This is a genomic window from Pseudomonas sp. GW822-FHT03F08, from assembly GCF_058801265.1.
The window spans coordinates 372,071-393,530 of record NZ_JBXANC010000004.1 but is presented as its reverse complement, the minus strand read 5'-3'; the positions used below and the strand labels follow the sequence as shown (position 1 = coordinate 393,530).

Here is a 21,460-nt window from a genome sequence, read left to right as displayed (position 1 = left end):
CGCTCGGTGGACTAGGACTGAGTTTAGTCTTAATTCAGTCCTGAGTCAGGCCGAGGTGACAAGCGTGTCGAATGTTGTTCCGTCTTCGCGGGTTCAAGCGCGAAGACGGCTTCGGACGCCTTATATCCTGAAGCTGCCTACCAACTGCTTCAACCGCGCAGCCTGCTGCTCAAGATCCGCACAAGCGCGCAAAGTCGCCTGCAAGTTCTCCACACCTTCCTGGTTCAGCGTGTTGATCTCGTTGATGTCGACGTTGATCGATTCGACCACGGCCGTCTGCTCTTCCGTTGCCGTCGCCACCGACTGGTTCATGCCGTCGATTTCGCCGATGCGCTGGGTCACGCTGCCCAGGCGTTCGCCGGCCTGGTTGGCGATGCCGACGCTGCTTTCGCTCTCGCGTTGGCTCTCGGTCATGATGCCGACCGCCTGACGCGCGCCGACCTGCAGCTCTTCGATCATTTTCTGCACTTGCTGTGCCGAATCCTGGGTGCGGTGCGCCAGGTTGCGGACTTCGTCGGCCACCACGGCGAAACCACGACCGGCCTCACCGGCACGGGCTGCTTCGATGGCGGCGTTGAGGGCCAGCAGGTTGGTCTGTTGGGAGATGCTGGTGATCACTTCCAGAATCTGCCCTATGTTCACGGTGTTGCTGTTCAGCGTTTCGATGTTGCCGCAGGAATCGCTGATCTTCGCCGACAGTTGCTGCATCGCGTGGATGGTTTTATCCACAACCTGCTGGCCGTCTTCGGCCAGGCTGCGCGCGTCGCTGGAGTGTTGCGAGGCGAGGGCGGCGTTCTGGGCGATTTCCTGGGCGGCGGCGCCGAGTTGATTGATCGCGGCGGCCACGCTGTTGGTACGCGAGGCTTGCTGGTCCGAGTTGTACATCGACGAGTTGGACGCCGCGACCACGCGCAGGGCAACTTCGTTGACCTGGCCAGTGGCCGAGGACACTTCGCGGATCGAGGTATGGATACGTTCGACGAAGCGGTTGAACGACAAGCCCAGCGCGCCGAATTCGTCGTGGCCGTGGATGGTCAGGCGTTTGGTCAGGTCGCCTTCGCCTTCGGCGATGTCATGCATGGCGCGGCCCATGGTCAGCAGCGGTTGCATCAGGACGCGGATCAGCATGCCGAGCAGGGCGATGATGATCACCACGGCAATGATCATGGCGATCAGCGCCGAGGTGCGGAACTCGCTGAGCATCGAGAACGCGGTGTCCTTGTCCAGCACCAGGCCCACGTACCAGTCGGCCGACGGTACGCCGTTGACGCGGGTGAAGGAGATCAGTTGGGTCTTGCCGTCGAACTCGACTTCCTTCAGGCCCGGGCTGACTTTTGGTGCGCCGTTGGGATAGGCCTCGGCCAGGGTCTTGAGTACCAGTTTGCTGTCCGGGTGGATCAGGATCTTGCCGTCGGCACTGACGATGAACGCGTGGCCATGGCCGCCGAAGTTCAGCGAGTTGATGATTGCGCTGACACTCGACAGATCGATGTCGGCACCGGCCACACCGATCATCTGGCCCTGGCGCTGCACCGGGGTGGCAACGGTTATCACCAGTTTGCCCGACGAGGCGGCAATGTACGGTTCGGTGACGATGGTCTGCTGGGCGCTGTTCGCGGCCTTGTACCAGCCACGGGCGCGCGGGTCGTAATCCGGTGCGCGGTTGCCGGCCGGGACCGAGAACATCACGCCGTCGGCACCGCCGAAATAGCTGAGCTGGAAATTGCCGGTGTAGGCGGGCAGGTCGATGATGCGTTTCAGGCTCGCCGGGGCGTTGCCGTCGGCGACAACCTGCTGCGACATCGATTGCAGCAATTGAATGCGGCTTTCCAGCCAGGTCTGGATGTTGCTGGTGGTCAGGCTGCCCAGTTCCTGCATTGACGCTTCGGTGCTGGTTTGCAGGGCTTCGCGTTGTCGATAGTCGTTGAACAAAATGAAACAGGCGAACGCAACGGCCACCACGAGGGCGGCAGCCAACAAGATCTTGTGGCTGAATTTCATGTTTCTGGTCATTAAGTGAGCTACCGCGAAGGGGCTGGTCAAGAAAGGGCGGCAATTTGCCACACTATCGGGCTTTGCGCTGCTCTTATTTCGACCGCTGCGCGCCAAAGATTAGGCAGCTTTTGCTAAAGGCGACGAAATGCTCAATAGCCCTACAAAGTGTCTGATTTACCGATGAATGCCGGACGAGCGGGCTAACAAATAGCCAGTGCTCCAGGGAACCAGACAGGGGTTTTCTCTTCTAAGCTTCTGGTTGGCGCCATGCCATCCCCCTTCCGTTCCAGGAGTTACACCATGTCGCTGCGATCTATCGCCCTTCTGTCGTTTTGCGTGCTGTTGGCCGCATGCAGCAAGGTCAATCAGGAAAACTACTCGAAGCTCTCGGCCGGGATGGCCAAGGCCGAAGTGGAGACGCTGCTCGGCAAGCCCACCGATTGCTCGGGCGCGCTCGGCATGTCCAGTTGCACCTGGGGCGACAAGAACAGCTTTATCAGCGTGCAGTACGCCGGTGACAAAGTGTTGATGTTTTCCGGCCAAGGCCTGAAGTAAACCGGGGCTACGCGCCCACGGGAGAAAAACAATGAAGCGGTTATTGCTTGTCCTTTTTGCCGGCCTGGTATTGGCCGGCTGCGCCACGACCGGTGAAGATCCGCTGGCGCCCAAGACAGTCCACAGCGTCAATCTCAAGCGTTACCAGGGCACCTGGTACGAGTTGGCGCGGCTGCCGATGTATTTCCAGCGCAATTGCGCTCAATCCGAAGCCCGCTACAGCCTCCAGCCTGACGGCAACCTCGGCGTGTTCAACCGTTGCCTGACCAAGGACTGGCAGTGGGAAGAGGTCAAGGGCAAGGCTTATCCACAGGTGCCGGGCAAGACCGACAAATTGTGGGTCGAGTTCGATACCTGGTTCTCGCGGCTGATTCCGGGTTCGGCGAAGGGTCAATACTGGGTGCTGTACGTCAGTGACGACTACAAGACCGCCATTGTTGGCGACCCGAGCCGACGTTACCTGTGGCTGTTGTCCCGCACGCCGACCGTCAACGGTGTGGTGCGCGAAGAACTGCTGAGCAAGGCGCGTCAGCAGGGTTATGACACCACGCGGTTGATCTGGCGCGCATCGGATCAGCAGATGGCCAAGACGTCCAACTGACGCGCAACAAAAAACCTGTGGAGGTTGCCCTCCACAGGTTTTTTTGTGTCAGCCCAAAAGGTCTCGCAGGACTTGGGTGAAGGCGTGATTGCTGTCCTCCTCCCCGGCATGTCGCCCGTCACGAACGACCCACTGACCGTTGACCAGCACGTCACGCACCTGACGGTCGCCACCGGCAAACAGCCAGCGGTTGAGGATCCCGTCACCGCTGGCCGTCGCCAGATACGGGTCGCTGCCATCGAGCACAATCCAGTCGGCGCGTTTGCCGACTTCCAGTGCACCGATCGGCTGGCCCAGCGCCTGAGCACCACCGTCCAGTGCCGCGTCGTACAGCGTGCGGCCGACCATCGGCTGATCCGCGCTGTACAAACGGTTGCGTCGTTGATCGCGAAGACGCTGGCCGTATTCCAGCCAACGCAATTCTTCCACCACGCTCAACGACACATGGCTGTCGGAGCCGATACCCATGCGTCCGCCCTGAGCCAGGAAATCCACCGCCGGGAAGATCCCGTCGCCGAGGTTGGCTTCGGTGGTCAGGCACAGGCCGGCGATGGCGCGACTCTTGGCCATCAGCGTGACTTCTTCCGGATTGGCGTGGGTCGCGTGCACCAGGCACCAGCGCTGATCGACTTCGGTGTTCTCGTACAACCATTGCAGCGGACGGCGACCGCTCCAGCTCAGGCAGTCGTCGACTTCCTTTTGCTGTTCGGCGATGTGGATGTGCACCGGGCATTGCTTGTCGCTGGCCGCCAGCACTTCGCTGATCTGCTGTGGGGTGACTGCGCGCAACGAGTGGAAACACAATCCCAGCGACTGAGCCTTTTCCTGAGCCAGCAGCGGTTGCAGGCGTGATTGCAGTTTCAGGTAGTTTTCGGTGCTGTTGATGAAGCGGCGCTGGCCTTCGTTCGGTGTCTGGCCACCGAAACCGCTGTGGCTGTAGAGCACCGGCAACAGTGTCAGGCCGATGCCGGCGGAGCTCGCGGCCTGGCTGATACGCAACGCCAGCTCGGCCGGATCGGCATACGGCTGACCGTTGTGATCGTGGTGGACGTAATGGAATTCGGCGACCGAGGTGTAACCGGCCTTGAGCATTTCGATGTACAGCTGACGGGCGATCACGCCGAGCTGGTCCGGGCTGATTTTTCCGACGAGCCGATACATCAGATCGCGCCAGGTCCAGAAACTGTCATTGGGATTGCCGGCCACTTCTGCCAGCCCGGCCATCGCTCGCTGGAACGCGTGAGAGTGCAGATTCGGCATCCCCGGCAGCAGCGGACCGCTCAGCCGTTCGGCGCCTTCTGCGGTGGAATCGGCCTGGATTCGGGTCAATACGCCTTCGGCGCTGACCTCGAGACGTACATTGTTGGCCCATCCGTTAGGCAGCAGCGCGCGTTCGGCAAAGAAGGCGGACATGGTTCAGCACCCCATCGTGTGTTATTTGTATATACATATACAGACGTTTGCCTGCCCGGTAAACTCCGGCAAGCTAGCAACCTTATCCAATGAACAGGGATCCACCGTGCCGACTCCGCCTCCAGTCTCTCCGTTGGCCGCGAACATGGGCGACAGTCCGGCGCCCTTGTACGCCCGCGTCAAACAGATGATCACCCAGCAGATCGACAGTGGTAACTGGCCGCCGCATTACCGCGTGCCGTCGGAAAGCGAGCTGGTCAGCCAGTTGGGCTTCAGCCGCATGACCATCAACCGCGCGCTGCGGGAAATGACCGCCGACGGTCTGCTCGTGCGCATGCAGGGCGTCGGCACGTTCGTCGCCGAGCCGAAGAGCCAGTCCGCGCTGTTCGAGGTGCACAACATCGCCGACGAAATCGCCTCCCGTGGCCATCGCCACACCTGCCAGGTGATCACCCTGGAAGAAGAGGCCGCCGGTTCCGAGCGCGCCCTGGCGCTGGACATGCGCGAAGGGCAAAAGGTGTTCCACTCGCTGATCGTGCATTACGAAAACGACATTCCGGTGCAGATCGAAGACCGTTTCGTCAACGCGCTGGTCGCCCCGGAATACCTCAAGCAGGACTTCACTCTGCAAACGCCTTACGCCTACCTCAACCAGGTTGCGCCGCTGACCGAAGGCGAGCATGTGGTCGAAGCGATCCTCGCCGAGCCGACCGAATGCAAATTGCTGCAGATTGAAAAGGGCGAGCCGTGCCTGCTGATCCGCCGTCGCACCTGGTCGGGCCGTCAGCCGGTGACGGCAGCGCGCCTGATCCACCCCGGTTCCCGTCATCGTCTGGAAGGTCGGTTTCATAAATAAAAAGCATAAATAGAGAGCATAAATGAGCGAGTTGAAGGTTCTACGCGCCGAAGGCTACCCGCGCATGCCGTGGAAAAACGGCGGCGGCAGCACCGAGGAAATCACCCGTGACGCCGGTGCCGGTCTCGACGGTTTCGGCTGGCGTCTGTCGATTGCCGACATCGCCGAATCCGGCGGCTTCTCGACGTTCACCGGTTATCAGCGGGTGATCACGGTGTTGCAGGGCGACGGCATGACCTTGTGTGTCGACGGTGACGACACTCGGCCGCTGTTACCCCTCGACCCGTTTGCCTTCAGCGGCGAAAGCCAGGTGTCCTGCACCTTGCTCGGCGGCGCGATCCGCGATTTCAACCTGATCTACGCACCGCAGCGTTACAGCGCGCGTTTGCAGTGGCTGGATGGCGAGCAACGGTTCTTCAGCTCCGCCGGCACTGTTCTCGTCTTCAGCGTCAGCGAGTTGCTGGAAGTGACGGTCGGTGACAGCGCTTCGCAACTCGGCCGGCATGATTGCCTGCAACTGGACGGTAACACCGGTCTGGTGGAAATCGCCGTCAACGCGGGCTGCTGTGTGATCGAACTGACTGCACACTGATCCGATCCTTGAAAAACCGCCGCTTTGAACAGTGCCCGTAAGGGCTGTTGAAAACGGCGGTTTTTTTCATCCCGACGTTCCCGAACGCGCACCAACTTGTTACCGAACGCCCCAGCGTGGCGCAAAACCACGCTCATGAACCAGCCTCCCGCTTGCTCAAACCAACCCCGCGAAAAAATTCATACACGCCACAACCCTTGATTCAGGCGTCCTCCAGCCGTGCCCGGCATTTTTGTTGAACAGCCCTCCAACAAGTTGGCCGCTCGATTGCATATGCTTGTATGTACAAGTAAAGACGTATGCGTATGAGTCGTTAGAGGTTCTCCGCAGCGTCCCTGATTCGCTTGTCGCGCATTGAAGCGCACAAGCCGCTTGCCCATCGCCAGGGTTGGTTTGAATTGATCGCTGAGGAGTCTTTTTCGTGACTGACAATAAGCCTACAAAATTCCGCAATGTTGAGATCCGCGCCGCACGCGGCAACAAGCTGACCGCCAAGAGCTGGCTGACCGAAGCGCCGCTGCGCATGCTGATGAACAACCTTGACCCGGAAGTGGCCGAGAATCCGAAAGAACTGGTGGTTTACGGTGGCATCGGCCGCGCTGCGCGCAACTGGGAGTGCTACGACAAGATCGTCGAAAGCCTGACCAACCTGAACGACGACGAGACCCTGCTGGTGCAATCCGGCAAGCCGGTCGGTGTGTTCAAGACCCACAGCAATGCGCCGCGCGTACTGATCGCCAACTCCAACCTGGTGCCGCACTGGGCGACCTGGGAACACTTCAACGAACTGGACGCCAAGGGCCTGGCCATGTACGGCCAGATGACCGCCGGCAGCTGGATCTACATCGGCAGCCAGGGCATCGTCCAGGGGACTTACGAAACCTTCGTCGAAGCCGGTCGCCAGCATTACAACTCCAACCTCAAGGGCCGCTGGGTCCTGACCGCCGGCCTCGGCGGCATGGGTGGCGCCCAGCCACTGGCTGCAACATTGGCCGGTGCCTGCTCGCTGAACATTGAATGCCAGCAGGTGAGCATCGATTTCCGCCTGAAAAGCCGTTACGTCGACGAGCAAGCCAAAGACCTCGACGACGCCCTGGCGCGCATCACCAAGTACACGAAAGAAGGCAAGGCGATCTCCATCGCGCTGCTGGGCAACGCTGCGGAAATCCTCCCGGAACTGGTCCGTCGCGGCGTGCGTCCGGACATGGTCACCGACCAGACCAGCGCCCACGACCCATTGAACGGTTACCTGCCGGCCGGCTGGACCTGGGACGAATACCGCGCCCGCGCCAAGACCGAACCGGCCGCTGTGATCAAGGCCGCCAAGCAGTCGATGGCGGTGCACGTCAAGGCGATGCTCGACTTCCAGAAGCAAGGCATCCCGACCTTCGACTACGGCAACAACATCCGCCAGATGGCTCAGGAAGAGGGCGTGGAAAACGCCTTCGACTTCCCGGGTTTCGTCCCGGCCTACATCCGTCCGCTGTTCTGCCGTGGCATCGGCCCGTTCCGCTGGGCGGCGCTGTCGGGTGATCCGCAGGACATCTACAAGACCGACGCCAAGGTCAAGGAACTGATCCCGGACGACGCGCACCTGCACAACTGGCTGGACATGGCCCGCGAGCGCATCAGCTTCCAGGGTCTGCCGGCGCGGATCTGCTGGGTCGGCCTAGGCCAGCGCGCCAAGCTCGGCCTGGCGTTCAACGAAATGGTCCGTCGCGGCGAGCTGTCGGCACCGATCGTGATCGGTCGCGACCACCTCGACTCCGGCTCGGTATCGAGCCCGAACCGCGAAACCGAATCGATGCAGGACGGCTCGGATGCAGTGTCCGACTGGCCACTGCTCAACGCCCTGCTGAACACCGCGAGCGGCGCGACCTGGGTTTCGCTGCACCACGGTGGTGGCGTCGGCATGGGCTTCTCGCAGCACTCGGGCATGGTGATCGTCTGCGACGGCACGGATGAAGCGGCCGAGCGTATCGCTCGCGTGCTGCACAACGACCCGGGCACCGGTGTGATGCGCCATGCCGACGCCGGTTACCAGATCGCCATCGACTGCGCCAAGGAGCAAGGGCTGAACCTGCCGATGATCACCGGTAAATAAAAAACCGGCGGGAGCGAGCATGCTCGCTCCCGCTCAAGCCAATACAACAACAAAATCCAGAACAATCCACAGAGGTTGAATCATGGCTGGCAACACCGATCGTGCAAGCAACAAACCGTTGATCGAAAAGCGTTCGATCGACTACATCCCGGAAGCGGAAAGACACGGTCGTCTATTCAGTCAGTTCACCCTGTGGATGGGTGCCAACCTGCAAATCACCGCAATCGTCACCGGGGCCTTGGCCGTGGTGCTGGGCGGTGATGTGTTCTGGTCGCTGATCGGTCTGTTGATCGGTCAACTGCTGGGCGGCGGTGTCATGGCGCTGCACGCGGCACAAGGTCCGAAGCTGGGCCTGCCGCAGATGATCTCCAGCCGTGTGCAGTTCGGGGTTTATGGCGCGGCGATTCCGATCGTGCTGGTGTGCCTGATGTACCTGGGCTTCACCGCGACCGGCACCGTGCTGTCGGGCCAGGCGCTGGGCCAGTTGTTTGGTGTCAGTGACACTGTCGGCATCCTTCTTTTCGCCAGCGTCATCGTCGTGGTCACGGTGCTCGGCTATCGGGTGATCCACTGGATCGGCCGTATTGCCAGTGCCATTGGCGTGATTGCTTTCGTTTATCTGTTCAGCCGTCTGATGAGTCAGGTGGATGTCGGCGCACTCTTGCAAATCCGTCACTTCAGCTGGAGCAGTTTCCTGCTGGCGGTGTCGCTGGCAGCGTCCTGGCAGATCGCCTTCGGCCCTTACGTGGCGGACTACTCGCGCTACCTGCCGAGCAAGGTTTCCTCGGTGAAAACCTTTTTCGCTGCCGGTGCCGGTTCGGTGATTGGCGCGCAGGTGGCGATGATCCTCGGCGTGTTCGCGGCGGCTTCGGCCAACGGCCAGTTCGCCGGTCATGAAGTGGCTTACATCGTCGGCCTGGGCGGGACCGGTGCCACCGCTGCGCTGCTGTATTTCAGCATCGCGTTCGGCAAGGTGACCATCTCCACCCTGAACTCCTACGGCAGCTTCATGTGCATCGCGACCATCATCAGCGGTTTCCGTGGTGACCTGAAAGTAACGCGCCTGCAGCGTCTGGTGTTCGTGCTGGTCATCGTGGGTGCGGCGACGCTGATGGCGCTGCTCGGCCAGCACTCGTTCCTCGGGGCGTTCAAGTCTTTCATCCTGTTCCTGCTGGCGTTCTTCACGCCGTGGAGCGCGATCAATCTGGTGGACTACTACTGCATCACCCGCGAGCGCTATGACGTACCGGCGCTGGCCGATCCGAACGGTCGCTACGGCCGCTGGAACATGCTTGGTATCAGCGTCTACGTGTTCGGTGTGCTGGTGCAGCTGCCGTTCATTTCCACCAAGTTCTACACCGGTCCGCTGGTGGCCGCGCTGGGTGATGTGGATATCTCGTGGATCATCGGCCTGGTGTTGCCTGCCGCGCTGTACTACGTGTGCGCAAAGAAATGGCACGGCAGCGTGCCCGATCAACTGATTCTGCCGGTCGAGCAGAACAGCGTTGTACAACCTAAAGCAAGCGGGGCCGGTCGCGCTGCGGCGCAGGCCTGATTTGGACGTGGACAGGGCTGGATGCCTCTTGACTGCCGTAAGCCAACTCATGATTAGGAGCGTCACAACAATGAAATCGAACAAGACCCTGCTGACCACACTGCTGTCCATGGGCCTGCTGGCCAGTGCCGGCGCCACTCAGGCTGCCGGCTGGTGCGAATCCGGCAAACCGGTGAAATTCGCCGGCCTGAACTGGGAAAGCGCGATGTTGCTGACCGACGTGCTGCAAGTCGTGTTGGAGAAAGGTTACGACTGCAAGACCGACAGCCTGCCGGGCAACTCCATCACCATGGAAAACGCCCTGAGCAGCAACGATATTCAAGTGTTCGCCGAAGAGTGGGTCGGCCGCAGCGAGGTCTGGAACAAGGCCGAGAAGGCCGGCAAGGTCGTCGGTGTCGGCGCGCCGGTCGTCGGTGCGATTGAAGGCTGGTACGTGCCGCGCTACGTGATCGAAGGCGATGCCAAGCGCAAGATCGAAGCCAAGGCGCCGGACCTGAAAAACATCGCTGACCTGGGCAAATACTCGGCAATCTTCAAGGACGCCGAAGAACCGTCCAAGGGCCGCTTCTACAACTGCCCGGCCGGCTGGACCTGCGAGCTGGACAACAGTGAAATGCTGAAAAGCTACGGCCTGGAAAGCACCTACACCAACTTCCGCCCGGGCACCGGCCCTGCGCTGGATGCGGCCGTGCTGTCGAGCTACAAACGTGGCGAGCCGATCCTGTTCTACTACTGGTCGCCAACGCCGCTGATGGGCCAGATCGACGCCGTCAAACTGGAAGAGAAACCGGGCGTCGACAAGACCGTGACCATCAAGGTCGGCCTGTCCAAGACCTTCCACGAGCAAGCGCCGGAGCTGGTGGCCGTGCTGGAAAAGGTCAACCTGCCGATCGACCTGCTGAACCAGAACCTGGGTCGCATGACCAAGGAGCGGATCGAGTCGCCAAAACTGGCCAAGATCTTCCTGAAGGAACATCCTGAGGTCTGGCACGCATGGGTGAGCGACGACGCAGCCAAGAAAATCGACGCGGCCTTGTAGGTTGAGCTTCACCGGCTGCCGGTAACGGCAGTCGGACGCTTGATCGCAACCCCTTGATTGAGAGTCTCTTATGTTTCCCGAACGCTTTACGTTTTCCATCGCCGACTGGGTCAACGGTTGGGTCGATGCGCTGGTCACCAACTATGGCGATGTGTTCCGCCACATCTCCGACACCCTGCTATGGGCCATAGTCAACCTTGAAGGCCTGCTGCGCGCAGCACCGTGGTGGTTGATGCTGGCCATCGTCGCGGGCGTTGCCTGGCACGCCACGCGCAAAGTCGTGACCACCGCCGTGATCGTCGGTTTGCTGTTCCTGGTCGGCGCCGTTGGCCTGTGGGACAAACTGATGCAAACGCTGGCGCTGATGATGGTCGCCACGGTCATCTCGGTGCTGATCGGTGTGCCGCTGGGGATTCTCTCGGCGCGCAGCAATCGCCTGCGTTCGATCCTGATGCCGCTGCTCGACATCATGCAGACCATGCCCAGCTTCGTGTACCTGATCCCGGTACTGATGCTGTTCGGTCTGGGCAAGGTGCCGGCGATTTTCGCCACCGTGATCTACGCGGCACCGCCGCTGATCCGTCTGACCGATCTGGGCATCCGCCAGGTCGACGGTGAAGTGATGGAAGCCATCAACGCCTTCGGCGCCAACCGCTGGCAGCAACTGTTCGGCGTGCAACTGCCGCTGGCCCTGCCGAGCATCATGGCCGGGATCAACCAGACCACCATGATGGCCCTGTCGATGGTGGTGATTGCCTCGATGATCGGCGCCCGTGGCCTGGGTGAAGATGTGCTGGTGGGCATTCAGACCCTCAACGTCGGACGCGGTCTGGAAGCCGGTCTGGCGATCGTGATTCTCGCAGTGGTCATCGACCGCATTACCCAGGCGTATGGTCGGCCACGGCATGAGGTGAGCAAATGAACAACGCAACCGTGAGCAAGATCGAAGTCAAAAACGTCTTCAAGATTTTCGGCAACCGCGCCAAGGACGCCCTGGCGATGGTCGGCCAGGGCAAGACCAAGGATCAGGTGCTGAACGAAACCGGTTGCGTGGTCGGGGTCAACGACTTGTCCCTGAGCATCGGCACCGGCGAGATCTTCGTGATCATGGGCCTGTCCGGCTCCGGCAAATCCACGCTGGTGCGCCACTTCAATCGCCTGATCGACCCGACCAGCGGCGCGATCCTGGTGGACGGCGTGGACATCCTGCAATACGACATGGAAGCCCTGCGCGAATTTCGCCGGCACAAGATCAGCATGGTGTTCCAGAGCTTCGGCCTGCTGCCGCACAAGACCGTCCTCGACAACGTCGCCTACGGCCTGAAAGTGCGCGGCGAGACCAAGCAGCTGTGCGCCGAACGCGCACTGCACTGGATCAACACCGTGGGCCTCAAAGGCTACGAAAGCAAATACCCGCACCAGCTCTCCGGTGGCATGCGCCAGCGTGTCGGCCTGGCCCGCGCTCTGGCGGCGGACACCGACATCATCCTGATGGACGAAGCGTTCAGTGCCCTCGATCCGCTGATCCGCGCCGAGATGCAGGATCAGTTGCTGGAGCTGCAAAAGACCCTGCACAAGACCATCGTCTTCATCACCCACGACCTCGACGAGGCTGTGCGCATCGGCAACCGCATCGCGATCCTCAAGGACGGCCGCCTGATCCAGGTCGGTACGCCGAAAGAGATCCTGCACTCGCCGGCGGATGAGTATGTCGACCGCTTCGTGCAGCGGCGGGCGGCGGTGGTTTGAGGTTCGTTCCCGCGTCGAGGCGTCGAACCGTCTGCGTGGGAATGCATTCCGTGACGATCAGGTTAAAGAGGTTTTAGATGTCCCAGGCTGAAAAAATCGTTATCGCCGACGCCCCGATGCGTTGGCAGGATGTGGTCGCGGTAGCCCGTCACGGCGCGCAGCTCGAGCTGTCGGCCCAGACCTGGGCGCGCATCGAAAATGCTCAGGGCATCGTCCAGCGCATCGTTGCCAGCGGCGAACGTGCTTATGGCGTCAATACCGGGCTGGGCGGTTTGTCCAATGTCTCGCTGCAAGGCGAACAACTCAGCCAGTTGTCGCGCAACACCTTGCTCAGCCATGCCTGCGGCGTCGGCCCGGTGCTGGCCGACGAGCAGACCCGCGCAATCATGTGCGCCGCGATCCGCAATTACGGCCACGGCAAATCCGGGATTCATCGTCAGGTGGTCGAAGCGCTGCTGGCGCTGCTCAATCGCGGCATCACCCCGCAAGTGCCGTCCCAGGGTTCGGTGGGTTACCTGACCCACATGGCGCACATCGGTATCGCGCTGCTGGGTGTCGGCAATGTCAGCTATCGCGGGCAGGTTGTCTCTGCGCAGCAAGCGCTGGCCGAAGAAGGCCTGCAACCGGTGCAACTCGGCGCGAAGGACGGTTTGTGCCTGGTCAATGGCACGCCGTGCATGACCGGTCTCAGTTGCCTGGCCATCGCCGATGCCACGCGTCTGGTGCAATGGGCGGACGTGGTCGGTGCCATGAGTTTCGAAGCGCAGCGCGGCCAGATCGCCGCGTTCGACGCCGAGATCATCGCGCTCAAACCGCACCCGGGCATGCAGCAGGTCGGCGTCAATCTGCGTGCGCTGCTCGATGGCAGCGAAGTGATTGCGACAAGCAAAGGCATTCGCACCCAGGATGCGCTGAGCATCCGTTCGATCCCGCAGGTGCACGGCGCCGCGCGCGATCAACTGGAACACGCGATCAAACAGATCGAAACCGAGCTCAACGGCTGCACCGACAACCCGTTGCTGCTGGGTACGCCGGACAACTTCCGGGTAATGTCCCAGGCCAACCCGCACGGTCAATCGGTCGCGCTGGCGGCGGACTTGCTGGCCATCGCGATGGCCGAAATCGGCTCGATTGCCGAGCGGCGTCTGGATCGTCTGATCAACCCGCACGTCAGCGGTCTGCCGGCCTTCCTGGTGGCCAATCCGGGAGTGAACTCCGGGATGATGATCGTGCAATACGTCGCTGCGTCGCTGTGCGCGGAAAACCGCCAGTTGGCACAACCGGCGGTGCTCGACAACTACGTCACTTCGGGCCTGCAGGAAGACCACTTGAGCATGGGCACCAACGCCGCGCTGAAGCTGCATCGCGCACTGGAAAACTGCACGCAGATCCTCGCCATCGAGTACCTGTTGGCGGCTCAGGCCTTTGAATTTCTCAAGGTACAACGCTTCGGCGCCGGCACCGATGTGGCGTGGCGACTGCTGCGCGAGAAAGTCCCGGCCTACGATCAGGACCGCTGGCTGGCGCCGGATATCGCCGCTGCCGCGAGCGTGTTGAAGGACTCGGATTTGCTGCACAACGTACTACCGAATTTGCACTGACGAATACCCATGCCAGCGTGCCAAGGCGCGGCTCCCCAAAAGGCGAGAAGCGACGGACAACGGACATCTCCGGAGCGTCTGGTTAGTTAACAAGAAACTCTCAAAAGGAGCACAAGATGACTGCGCTGAACCTGATCCCCGGCCAACTGAGCCTGGCCCAACTGCGTGACGTCTACCAGAACCCGGTCAAGCTGACCCTCGACAACAGCGCCTCGGCGCAGATCGAAGCCAGCGTCGCCTGCGTCGAGCAGATCCTCGCCGAGAACCGCACTGCCTACGGCATCAACACCGGTTTCGGCCTGCTGGCCTCGACCCGCATCGCCAGCGAAGACCTGGAAAACCTCCAGCGCTCTCTGGTGCTGTCCCATGCCGCTGGCGTTGGTCAGCCGATCAGCGATGAGCTGGTGCGTTTGATCATGGTGCTCAAGGTCAACAGCCTGAGCCGTGGTTTCTCTGGCATCCGCCGCGTGGTGATCGATGCGCTGATCGCCCTGATCAATGCCGAGGTTTACCCGCACATTCCGTTGAAAGGTTCGGTCGGTGCGTCCGGCGACCTGGCACCGCTGGCGCACATGTCGCTGGTACTGCTGGGCGAAGGCAAGGCGCGCTACAAGGGCGAGTGGATGGAAGCGACCGAAGCGCTGAAAGTTGCCGGTCTGACCCCGCTGACACTGGCGGCGAAAGAAGGTCTGGCGCTGCTCAACGGCACTCAGGTTTCTACCGCATTCGCTTTGCGCGGTCTGTTCGAAGGTGAAGACCTGTTTGCCGGTGCACTGGCGCTGGGTGGTCTTACAGTTGAAGCGGTATTGGGCTCGCGTTCGCCGTTCGACGCCCGTATCCACGCCGCCCGTGGCCAGAAAGGCCAGATTGACACCGCCGCTGCTTACCGCGATCTGCTGGGCGAGCGCAGTGAAGTCTCCGACTCGCACCAGAACTGCGAAAAGGTCCAGGACCCGTACTCGCTGCGTTGCCAGCCGCAAGTCATGGGTGCGTGCCTGACTCAGTTCCGTCAGGCTGCCGAGGTGCTGGTGATCGAAGCCAACGCCGTATCCGACAACCCATTGGTATTCGCGGCTGAAGGCGACGTGATTTCCGGCGGTAACTTCCACGCCGAGCCAGTGGCCATGGCCGCTGACAACATGGCATTGGCCATCGCCGAAATCGGTTCGCTGAGCGAACGTCGCATCTCGCTGATGATGGACAAGCACATGTCGCAACTGCCGCCGTTCCTGGTGGCCAATGGCGGCGTGAACTCCGGTTTCATGATTGCCCAGGTGACGGCTGCCGCACTGGCCAGCGAGAACAAGGCACTGGCACATCCGCATTCGGTGGACAGCCTGCCAACCTCCGCCAACCAGGAAGACCACGTGTCGATGGCTCCGGCTGCCGGCAAGCGCCTGTGGGAAATGGCCGAAAACACCCGCGGGATTCTCGCGGTGGAATGGCTGGCGGCGGCGCAAGGTCTGGACCTGCGCAACGGCCTGAAGACCTCGACCAAACTGGAAAAGGCCCGGGCGATTCTGCGTCGCGAAGTACCGTTCTACGAGAAGGACCGCTTCTTTGCGCCGGACATCAATGCGGCGACCGAGCTGCTGGCTTCGCGCATTCTGACTGAACTGGTTCCGGCGAAACTGCTGCCGAGCCTTTAACCCTATCCACTGATCGTTCCCACGCAGACGGTTCGACGCCTCGACGTGGGAACGATCGCAAGACGAGGACCTGGGATGAAAACCCTCTGGCAACACTGCCACGTCGCAACCATGGCGCAAGGCGTCTACTCGATCATCGAGGATGCGGCCATCGTGACGTCCGGTGCACACATCGAGTGGATCGGACCGCGCACTCAATTGCCGTCGGGCGAATACCCGGCGGTCAACGATCTGCAAGGCGCGTGGGTCACCCCCGGCCTGATCGACTGCCACACCCACACCGTGTTCGGCGGCAACCGCAGCGGTGAGTTCGAGAAACGCCTGCAAGGCGTCAGCTACGCCGAGATCGCAGCGGCCGGCGGCGGCATCGCCAGCACCGTGCGCGCCACGCGCGAAGCGTCGGAAGATGAACTGTTCGCCAGCGCCGCCAAACGCCTGAAAAGCCTGATGCGCGACGGCGTGACCACGGTCGAAATGAAATCCGGCTACGGCCTCGACCTGGCCAGCGAGCGCAAGATCCTGCGGGTCATCCGCCGCCTTGCCGACGAATTGCCGATCAGCGTGCGCAGCACCTGTCTGGCGGCTCACGCGTTGCCACCGGAATACAAGGATCGCGCTGACGATTACATCGATCACATCTGCACCGAAATGCTTCCAGCGCTGGCTGCCGAAGGCCTGGTGGATGCGGTGGATGCGTTCTGCGAATACCTGGCGTTCTCCCCGGAGCAAGTCGAGCGGGTGTTCATCGTCGCGCAAAAACTCGGCCTGCCGGTGAAGTTGCACGCCGAACAACTGTCGTCGCTGCACGGCTCCAGCCTGGCTGCGCGTTATCACGCATTGTCTGCCGATCATCTGGAGTTCATGGATGAAGCAGACGCCATCGCCATGGCCGAATCCGACACCGTCGCGGTGTTGTTGCCGGGTGCGTTCTACTTCCTGCGTGAAACCCAATTGCCGCCGATGGAAGCCCTGCGCAAACACAAAGTGAAAATCGCCATTGCCAGCGACCTCAACCCCGGCACCTCGCCGGCGCTGTCGTTGCGGCTGATGCTGAACATGGCCTGCACCTGTTTCCGCATGACACCGGAAGAAGCCCTGGCCGGCGCCACGATTCATGCGGCGCAAGCCTTGGGCATGGCCGATACCCACGGTTCGCTGGAAGTCGGCAAGGTGGCGGATTTCGTCGCCTGGCACATCGACCGGCCGGCGGATCTGGCGTACTGGCTCGGTGGTGAACTGGACAAACGCGTCGTGCGTCACGGCGTTGAATCAAGTCTGTAGGAGAACGGTTGTGGATAAGGTTCTGAACTTCAAACAAGGTCGCGTGCCGCTGCTGATCAGCATGCCCCACGCGGGTGTGCGCCTGACCCCGGTGGTCGAGGCCGGATTGATCCCGGACGCGAAAAGCCTGCCGGACACCGACTGGCATATTCCGCAGCTCTACGATTTTGCCGCCGAGCTGGGCGCCAGCACGCTGGCGGCCGAGTACTCGCGGTTCGTCATCGACTTGAACCGGCCGTCCGACGACAAACCGTTGTACGCGGGCGCCACCACCGGGCTGTACCCGGCGACGCTGTTCGATGGCATTCCGTTGTTCAAGGAAGGCAAGGAACCGTCGAAAGAAGAACGCGCGTCGTACCTGGAACAGATCTGGACGCCGTACCACCGCACCTTGCAGGAGGAGCTGGCGCGGCTGAAGGCCGAGTTCGGTTACGTACTGTTGTTCGATGCGCACTCGATCCGTTCGGTGATCCCGCACCTGTTCGACGGCAAGCTGCCGGACTTCAACCTCGGCACCTTCAACGGCGCCAGCTGCGATCCGCAGTTGGCCACGCAACTGGAAGCGATCTGCGCACGCCACGGCGATTACAGCCATGTGCTGAACGGACGCTTCAAGGGCGGTCACATTACCCGTCACTACGGCAACCCGGCCGAGAACATCCACGCCGTGCAACTGGAACTGGGTCAGTGCACCTATATGGAAGAGTTCGAACCGTTCCGCTACCGCGCCGACCTGGCGGAGCCGACGCGGGTGGTGCTCAAGGAGTTGCTGCAAGGGCTGCTCGCCTGGGGCGAAAAGCACTACAACTGAGTCTGTTTTGGAGAGCGCCTGTCGCCACCGTGCAAATCCCGGTCGCCACAGGTCGCTTTTCCGTCTCGCCTGCTGCGTAATGTTTCGGCCACGGTGCAAGAAGACACCGATCCGAACAATAACCCGCTGCCGCACGAGACGATCCCACATGAAAAAACTGTTCACTCGTTGTGCGTTAATCCTCACCGGCAGTGCGCTGCTCAGCGCCGGCGCCATGGCTTCCGACGATGCTTCCTGCAAAACCGTGCGCATGGGCGTGGTCAACTGGACCGACGTGATCGCCACCAGCGGCATGGCCGACGTGCTGCTCAACGGCCTTGGTTACGAAAGCAAACAAACCAGCGCCGTGCAGCAAATCATCTTTGCCGGCATCCGCGACAAGCGTCTGGATATCTTCCTCGGCTACTGGAAACCGGCGATGGACAAGAACATCGCGCCGTTCATCGCTGCCAATCAAGTCAAAGTGATGGACAAGCCAAGCCTGGCCGACGCTCAGGCGACGCTGGCAGTGCCGGACTATGTCGCGGCGGCGGGGCTGAAAACCTTTGGTGACATCGCGAAGTTCAAGGATCAGCTCGGCGCCAAGATCTACGGCATTGAGCCCGGCAGCGGCGCCAACACCACGATCAAGACCATGATCGAAACCAACCATTTCGGTCTGAAGGATTTCAAGATCATCGAATCCGGTGAGGCCGGCATGCTCGCCGCCGTGCAGCGGGCGGTGAACCGCAAGGAATTCGTGGTGTTCGTCGGCTGGACCCCGCACCCGATGAACATCAACATGAAAATCACCTACCTGACCGGCAGCGACGATGTCTACGGCCCGAACGAAGGCGCCGCCACCGTTTCCACCGTCACCTCGCCGGACTACGCCGAGCGCTGCCCCAACGTCCATCGACTGCTGGAGAACCTGACCTTCACCGCCGCTCAGGAAAGCCAGTTGATGGTGCCGATCATGGAACGCAAGACACCCCAGGAAGTGGCGAAGAACTGGCTGCGTGAGCACCCGGAAGATTTGCAGCGCTGGCTGGCGGGTGTCAGCAGTTTCGACGGCAAGGATGGCGTGGCCACGGTTCAGGCCAGTCTGAAAAACTGATGGGTACTTATCCACTGTCGCCGGCGATGGCGGCGTTTGTCGCCAGGACCGAAAGCTTCGCCAGCGATGACAGCAGCCTTGCTGGATTGCGCCGGGGCTATGACGAGATGTGCCGGGCGTTCACTCCACCGCGACCGGCAGGGCTTGAGGTAGAGGACTTTCGATTGGGCGCGGTGTCGGTCCGTGCCTATCGCCCACCCCTGGCGTTACCGCCCTGTGTGGTGTACCTGCACGGCGGTGGCTGGGTGGTTGGCGGGCTGGATTCCCACGACTTCATCTGCTGCGAACTGGCCGTGGCGCTCGGGGCAATGGTGGTGGCGGTGGATTACCGGCTGGCGCCGGAGCATCCGTTTCCCGCCGGATTCGACGATTGCCTGAATGTCTGGCGTGCCCTGCGCGACGGATCGTTCGGCTTCGACCGCGAGCGGATGCTGGTGGCCGGCGACAGCGCCGGTGGCAATCTCGCCGCCGCGTTGTGCCTGGCCTTGCGCGATACCGGCGAGCCTCTGCCCGGCGCTCAGGTGCTGATCTATCCCGGACTGGGCGGCGACGAACATCTGCCGTCACGCAGCGAATGCGCCGATGCGCCACTACTGACCAGCAGCGATGTCGACTGTTATCACGCGTTGTACCTGCGTGGCTCGACGCAACCGAATGCCTGGGCCATGCCGTTGCTCGCCGATGACGTCAGCCGATTGCCCCCGGCCTGGATCGCCGTGGCGCAGTTCGATCCGTTGCGCGACGACGGGGTGCGCTACGCCGAACGACTCGCCGCCGCCGGGGGCGAGGCCGCGTTGTATTACGGTGAAGGGCTGGTGCATGGCTGTCTGCGGGCGCGGCATCAGGTCGCCGAAGTCGATCGTCTCTACGAAAGCCTGCTGGGGTTCATGGCTGACAAATTGTGACAGTGCACGGGCATGCTCATTGACGTAAATCGGGTTTATGATGCCGGACGGCAGAATAATAGAAGTCCCCCCAGGGATGACCTCGACCCCTTACGGAGCACGCAATGCAGACATTGTTTCCGCAGATCAAACCTCACGCACGGCACGATCTGGCCGTCGACGACACCCATACGCTGTACGTCGACGAAAGCGGTTCACCGGAAGGTTTGCCGGTGGTGTTCATTCACGGTGGTCCCGGTGCCGGGTGCGATGCCCAGAGCCGTCGCTACTTCGATCCTAACCTGTATCGCATTGTCACCTTCGACCAGCGCGGTTGCGGTCGCTCCACCCCGCACGCCAGTCTGGAAAACAACACCACCTGGGATCTGGTCGAAGACCTCGAGCGCATTCGCAAACACCTGGGCATCGAGAAATGGGTGCTGTTCGGCGGCTCCTGGGGTTCGACCCTGGCGCTGGCTTATGCGCAGACCCACCCGGAGCGCGTGCATGGTCTGATCCTGCGTGGGATCTTTCTCTGCCGCCCGCAGGAAATCGAATGGTTCTACCAGGCCGGTGCCAGCCGTCTGTTCCCCGATTACTGGCAGGACTACATCGCGCCGATCCCGCTGGACGAGCGTGATGACCTGCTCAGCGCGTTCCACAAACGCCTGACCGGCAACGACCAGATCGCCCAGATGCACGCGGCCAAAGCCTGGTCGACCTGGGAAGGGCGCACCGCGACCCTGCGGCCGAACCCGCTGGTGGTCGACCGTTTCTCCGAGCCGCAGCGCGCCTTGTCGATTGCGCGGATCGAATGCCACTACTTCACCAACAACGCTTTTCTTGAGCCGAACCAGTTGATTCGCGACATGGGCAAGATCGCCCACCTGCCGGGTGTGATCATCCACGGCCGCTACGACGTGATCTGCCCGCTCGACAATGCCTGGGAACTGCATCAGGCCTGGCCGAACAGCGAGCTGCAGGTGATCCGCGACGCCGGTCATGCCGCGTCCGAACCGGGCATCACCGATGCGCTGGTACGTGCCGCCAGCAACATGGCCCGGCGCCTGCTCGACCTGCCGCCCGAAGAAGCATGAAGGGTCTTTTGCAGCGCGTGAAAGGCGCGCGGGTCGAAGTGGCGGGTGAGGTGGTCGGCAGCGTCGATCAGGGATTGCTGGTGCTGGTGGCGGTCGAACCCGACGACACGCAGGCCAGCGCCGACAAACTTCTGCATAAGCTGCTTAACTATCGAGTATTCAGTGACGCCGAGGGCAAGATGAACCTGTCTTTGGCGGATGTGGGCGGCGGGTTGCTGCTGGTCTCTCAGTTCACCCTGGCTGCCGACACCAAAAGCGGGTTGCGCCCGAGTTTCTCGACCGCCGCCCCTCCGGCGCTGGGCGAGGAATTGTTCGACTATCTATTAAGCAAAGCGAAACAGATGCATGGCACTGTGGCATCAGGTAGATTCGGCGCGGATATGCAGGTGCACCTGGTCAACGATGGCCCGGTAACCTTCCTGTTACAGACATGAAAGTGCTTGAAACAACTTTTTAAGGGCTTTTCGACTGAAAACAGGGAATTTTCGCGATAAATACTTTGTTACCCCTGATGCGTTGTCACGCGGGCTACTAGATAATCGCGCGCTACGGGGATCAGCGTTCGTTGGTCCATTTTGACTT

Annotated in this window: 19 protein-coding genes; 17 read left to right on the top strand and 2 right to left on the bottom strand. The window is 61.5% G+C overall.

All coding sequences use genetic code 11. The annotated features are described in order from the left end of the window. Positions 1-120: 120 nt before the first annotated feature. Positions 121-2,013: a methyl-accepting chemotaxis protein gene (locus tag AC1RME_RS12230; protein WP_493071430.1), complete on the bottom strand. Its 1,893-nt coding sequence runs from the start codon at positions 2,011-2,013 to the stop codon at positions 121-123. Positions 2,014-2,295: 282 nt separating this feature from the next. Between AC1RME_RS12230 and AC1RME_RS12225 the strand changes: the two genes are divergently transcribed. Together AC1RME_RS12225 and AC1RME_RS12220 are read left to right on the top strand one after the other, a co-directional pair. Further along, the gene (locus AC1RME_RS12225; protein WP_007952486.1) at positions 2,296-2,550 is read left to right on the top strand and encodes a hypothetical protein; all 255 of its coding nucleotides are present in this window, start codon (positions 2,296-2,298) and stop codon (positions 2,548-2,550) included. A gap of 31 nt (positions 2,551-2,581) precedes the next feature. After that, positions 2,582-3,151 carry a lipocalin family protein gene (locus AC1RME_RS12220; RefSeq protein WP_096821978.1) on the top strand — a complete coding sequence of 190 codons (570 nt, stop codon included), beginning with the start codon at positions 2,582-2,584 and terminating at the stop codon, positions 3,149-3,151. A 48-nt stretch (positions 3,152-3,199) separates the two neighbouring features. On the opposite strand, the gene AC1RME_RS12215 is transcribed toward AC1RME_RS12220, so the two are convergent. After that, on the bottom strand, positions 3,200-4,564 hold the full coding sequence (locus tag AC1RME_RS12215; protein WP_493091285.1) for a formimidoylglutamate deiminase: 1,365 nt from the start codon (positions 4,562-4,564) through the stop codon (positions 3,200-3,202). 145 nt (positions 4,565-4,709) lie between these two features. Between AC1RME_RS12215 and hutC the strand changes: the two genes are divergently transcribed. The 15 genes from hutC (at position 4,710) to dtd (ending at position 21,312) form a co-directional block, all read left to right on the top strand. Then, on the top strand, positions 4,710-5,420 hold the full coding sequence (gene hutC / locus AC1RME_RS12210; protein ID WP_173861404.1) for a histidine utilization transcriptional repressor HutC: 711 nt from the start codon (positions 4,710-4,712) through the stop codon (positions 5,418-5,420). A 22-nt stretch (positions 5,421-5,442) separates the two neighbouring features. Next, the gene (locus AC1RME_RS12205; RefSeq protein WP_096821981.1) at positions 5,443-6,012 is read left to right on the top strand and encodes a HutD/Ves family protein; all 570 of its coding nucleotides are present in this window, start codon (positions 5,443-5,445) and stop codon (positions 6,010-6,012) included. A gap of 421 nt (positions 6,013-6,433) precedes the next feature. After that, positions 6,434-8,116: a urocanate hydratase gene (hutU, locus tag AC1RME_RS12200; RefSeq protein WP_493091283.1), complete on the top strand. Its 1,683-nt coding sequence runs from the start codon at positions 6,434-6,436 to the stop codon at positions 8,114-8,116. 82 nt (positions 8,117-8,198) lie between these two features. After that, the gene (locus AC1RME_RS12195; protein ID WP_096819950.1) at positions 8,199-9,671 is read left to right on the top strand and encodes a purine-cytosine permease family protein; all 1,473 of its coding nucleotides are present in this window, start codon (positions 8,199-8,201) and stop codon (positions 9,669-9,671) included. A 70-nt stretch (positions 9,672-9,741) separates the two neighbouring features. Further along, the gene (locus AC1RME_RS12190; protein ID WP_096819949.1) at positions 9,742-10,710 is read left to right on the top strand and encodes an ABC transporter substrate-binding protein; all 969 of its coding nucleotides are present in this window, start codon (positions 9,742-9,744) and stop codon (positions 10,708-10,710) included. 70 nt (positions 10,711-10,780) lie between these two features. Next, on the top strand, positions 10,781-11,632 hold the full coding sequence (locus tag AC1RME_RS12185; RefSeq protein WP_096819948.1) for an ABC transporter permease: 852 nt from the start codon (positions 10,781-10,783) through the stop codon (positions 11,630-11,632). Then, positions 11,629-12,459 carry a quaternary amine ABC transporter ATP-binding protein gene (locus tag AC1RME_RS12180; RefSeq protein ID WP_096819947.1) on the top strand — a complete coding sequence of 277 codons (831 nt, stop codon included), beginning with the start codon at positions 11,629-11,631 and terminating at the stop codon, positions 12,457-12,459. The genes AC1RME_RS12185 and AC1RME_RS12180 overlap by 4 nt, the downstream gene beginning before the upstream one ends. 77 nt (positions 12,460-12,536) lie before the next feature. Then, complete coding sequence (gene hutH / locus AC1RME_RS12175) at positions 12,537-14,060, top strand: histidine ammonia-lyase (RefSeq protein WP_096819946.1); 1,524 nt, start codon at positions 12,537-12,539, stop codon at positions 14,058-14,060. A 116-nt stretch (positions 14,061-14,176) separates the two neighbouring features. After that, a complete protein-coding gene (gene hutH / locus AC1RME_RS12170) occupies positions 14,177-15,709 on the top strand; it encodes a histidine ammonia-lyase (protein WP_096819945.1) in 1,533 nt (510 codons plus the stop codon). A gap of 75 nt (positions 15,710-15,784) precedes the next feature. Beyond that, positions 15,785-16,990 carry an imidazolonepropionase gene (gene hutI, locus AC1RME_RS12165; protein ID WP_096819944.1) on the top strand — a complete coding sequence of 402 codons (1,206 nt, stop codon included), beginning with the start codon at positions 15,785-15,787 and terminating at the stop codon, positions 16,988-16,990. Positions 16,991-17,000: 10 nt separating this feature from the next. After that, the gene (hutG, locus tag AC1RME_RS12160) at positions 17,001-17,801 is read left to right on the top strand and encodes an N-formylglutamate deformylase (RefSeq protein ID WP_096819943.1); all 801 of its coding nucleotides are present in this window, start codon (positions 17,001-17,003) and stop codon (positions 17,799-17,801) included. A gap of 148 nt (positions 17,802-17,949) precedes the next feature. Further along, positions 17,950-18,897: a choline ABC transporter substrate-binding protein gene (locus AC1RME_RS12155; protein WP_096819942.1), complete on the top strand. Its 948-nt coding sequence runs from the start codon at positions 17,950-17,952 to the stop codon at positions 18,895-18,897. After that, on the top strand, positions 18,897-19,802 hold the full coding sequence (locus AC1RME_RS12150) for an alpha/beta hydrolase (protein ID WP_096819941.1): 906 nt from the start codon (positions 18,897-18,899) through the stop codon (positions 19,800-19,802). The genes AC1RME_RS12155 and AC1RME_RS12150 overlap by 1 nt, the downstream gene beginning before the upstream one ends. Before the next feature lie 104 nt (positions 19,803-19,906). After that, entirely contained in the window at positions 19,907-20,878 is a 972-nt protein-coding gene (pip, locus tag AC1RME_RS12145) for a prolyl aminopeptidase (protein ID WP_096819940.1), read from the top strand. Further along, the gene (dtd, locus tag AC1RME_RS12140) at positions 20,875-21,312 is read left to right on the top strand and encodes a D-aminoacyl-tRNA deacylase (protein WP_065260939.1); all 438 of its coding nucleotides are present in this window, start codon (positions 20,875-20,877) and stop codon (positions 21,310-21,312) included. Before pip ends, dtd begins: the two co-directional genes overlap by 4 nt. Positions 21,313-21,460 lie beyond the last annotated feature (148 nt).

Excerpts from the sequence above, each read along its gene's own strand:
- AC1RME_RS12230 (WP_493071430.1), bottom strand. The coding sequence starts at position 2,013 with ATGACCAGAAACATGAAATTCAGCCACAAGATCTTGTTGGCTGCCGCC.
- AC1RME_RS12225 (WP_007952486.1), top strand. The coding sequence starts at position 2,296 with ATGTCGCTGCGATCTATCGCCCTTCTGTCGTTTTGCGTGCTGTTGGCC.
- AC1RME_RS12220 (WP_096821978.1), top strand. The coding sequence starts at position 2,582 with ATGAAGCGGTTATTGCTTGTCCTTTTTGCCGGCCTGGTATTGGCCGGC.
- AC1RME_RS12215 (WP_493091285.1), bottom strand. The coding sequence starts at position 4,564 with ATGTCCGCCTTCTTTGCCGAACGCGCGCTGCTGCCTAACGGATGGGCC.
- hutC (WP_173861404.1), top strand. The coding sequence starts at position 4,710 with ATGGGCGACAGTCCGGCGCCCTTGTACGCCCGCGTCAAACAGATGATC.
- AC1RME_RS12205 (WP_096821981.1), top strand. The coding sequence starts at position 5,443 with ATGAGCGAGTTGAAGGTTCTACGCGCCGAAGGCTACCCGCGCATGCCG.
- AC1RME_RS12195 (WP_096819950.1), top strand. The coding sequence starts at position 8,199 with ATGGCTGGCAACACCGATCGTGCAAGCAACAAACCGTTGATCGAAAAG.
- AC1RME_RS12190 (WP_096819949.1), top strand. The coding sequence starts at position 9,742 with ATGAAATCGAACAAGACCCTGCTGACCACACTGCTGTCCATGGGCCTG.
- AC1RME_RS12185 (WP_096819948.1), top strand. The coding sequence starts at position 10,781 with ATGTTTCCCGAACGCTTTACGTTTTCCATCGCCGACTGGGTCAACGGT.
- AC1RME_RS12180 (WP_096819947.1), top strand. The coding sequence starts at position 11,629 with ATGAACAACGCAACCGTGAGCAAGATCGAAGTCAAAAACGTCTTCAAG.
- hutH (WP_096819946.1), top strand. The coding sequence starts at position 12,537 with ATGTCCCAGGCTGAAAAAATCGTTATCGCCGACGCCCCGATGCGTTGG.
- hutH (WP_096819945.1), top strand. The coding sequence starts at position 14,177 with ATGACTGCGCTGAACCTGATCCCCGGCCAACTGAGCCTGGCCCAACTG.
- hutI (WP_096819944.1), top strand. The coding sequence starts at position 15,785 with ATGAAAACCCTCTGGCAACACTGCCACGTCGCAACCATGGCGCAAGGC.
- AC1RME_RS12155 (WP_096819942.1), top strand. The coding sequence starts at position 17,950 with ATGAAAAAACTGTTCACTCGTTGTGCGTTAATCCTCACCGGCAGTGCG.
- AC1RME_RS12150 (WP_096819941.1), top strand. The coding sequence starts at position 18,897 with ATGGGTACTTATCCACTGTCGCCGGCGATGGCGGCGTTTGTCGCCAGG.
- pip (WP_096819940.1), top strand. The coding sequence starts at position 19,907 with ATGCAGACATTGTTTCCGCAGATCAAACCTCACGCACGGCACGATCTG.
- dtd (WP_065260939.1), top strand. The coding sequence starts at position 20,875 with ATGAAGGGTCTTTTGCAGCGCGTGAAAGGCGCGCGGGTCGAAGTGGCG.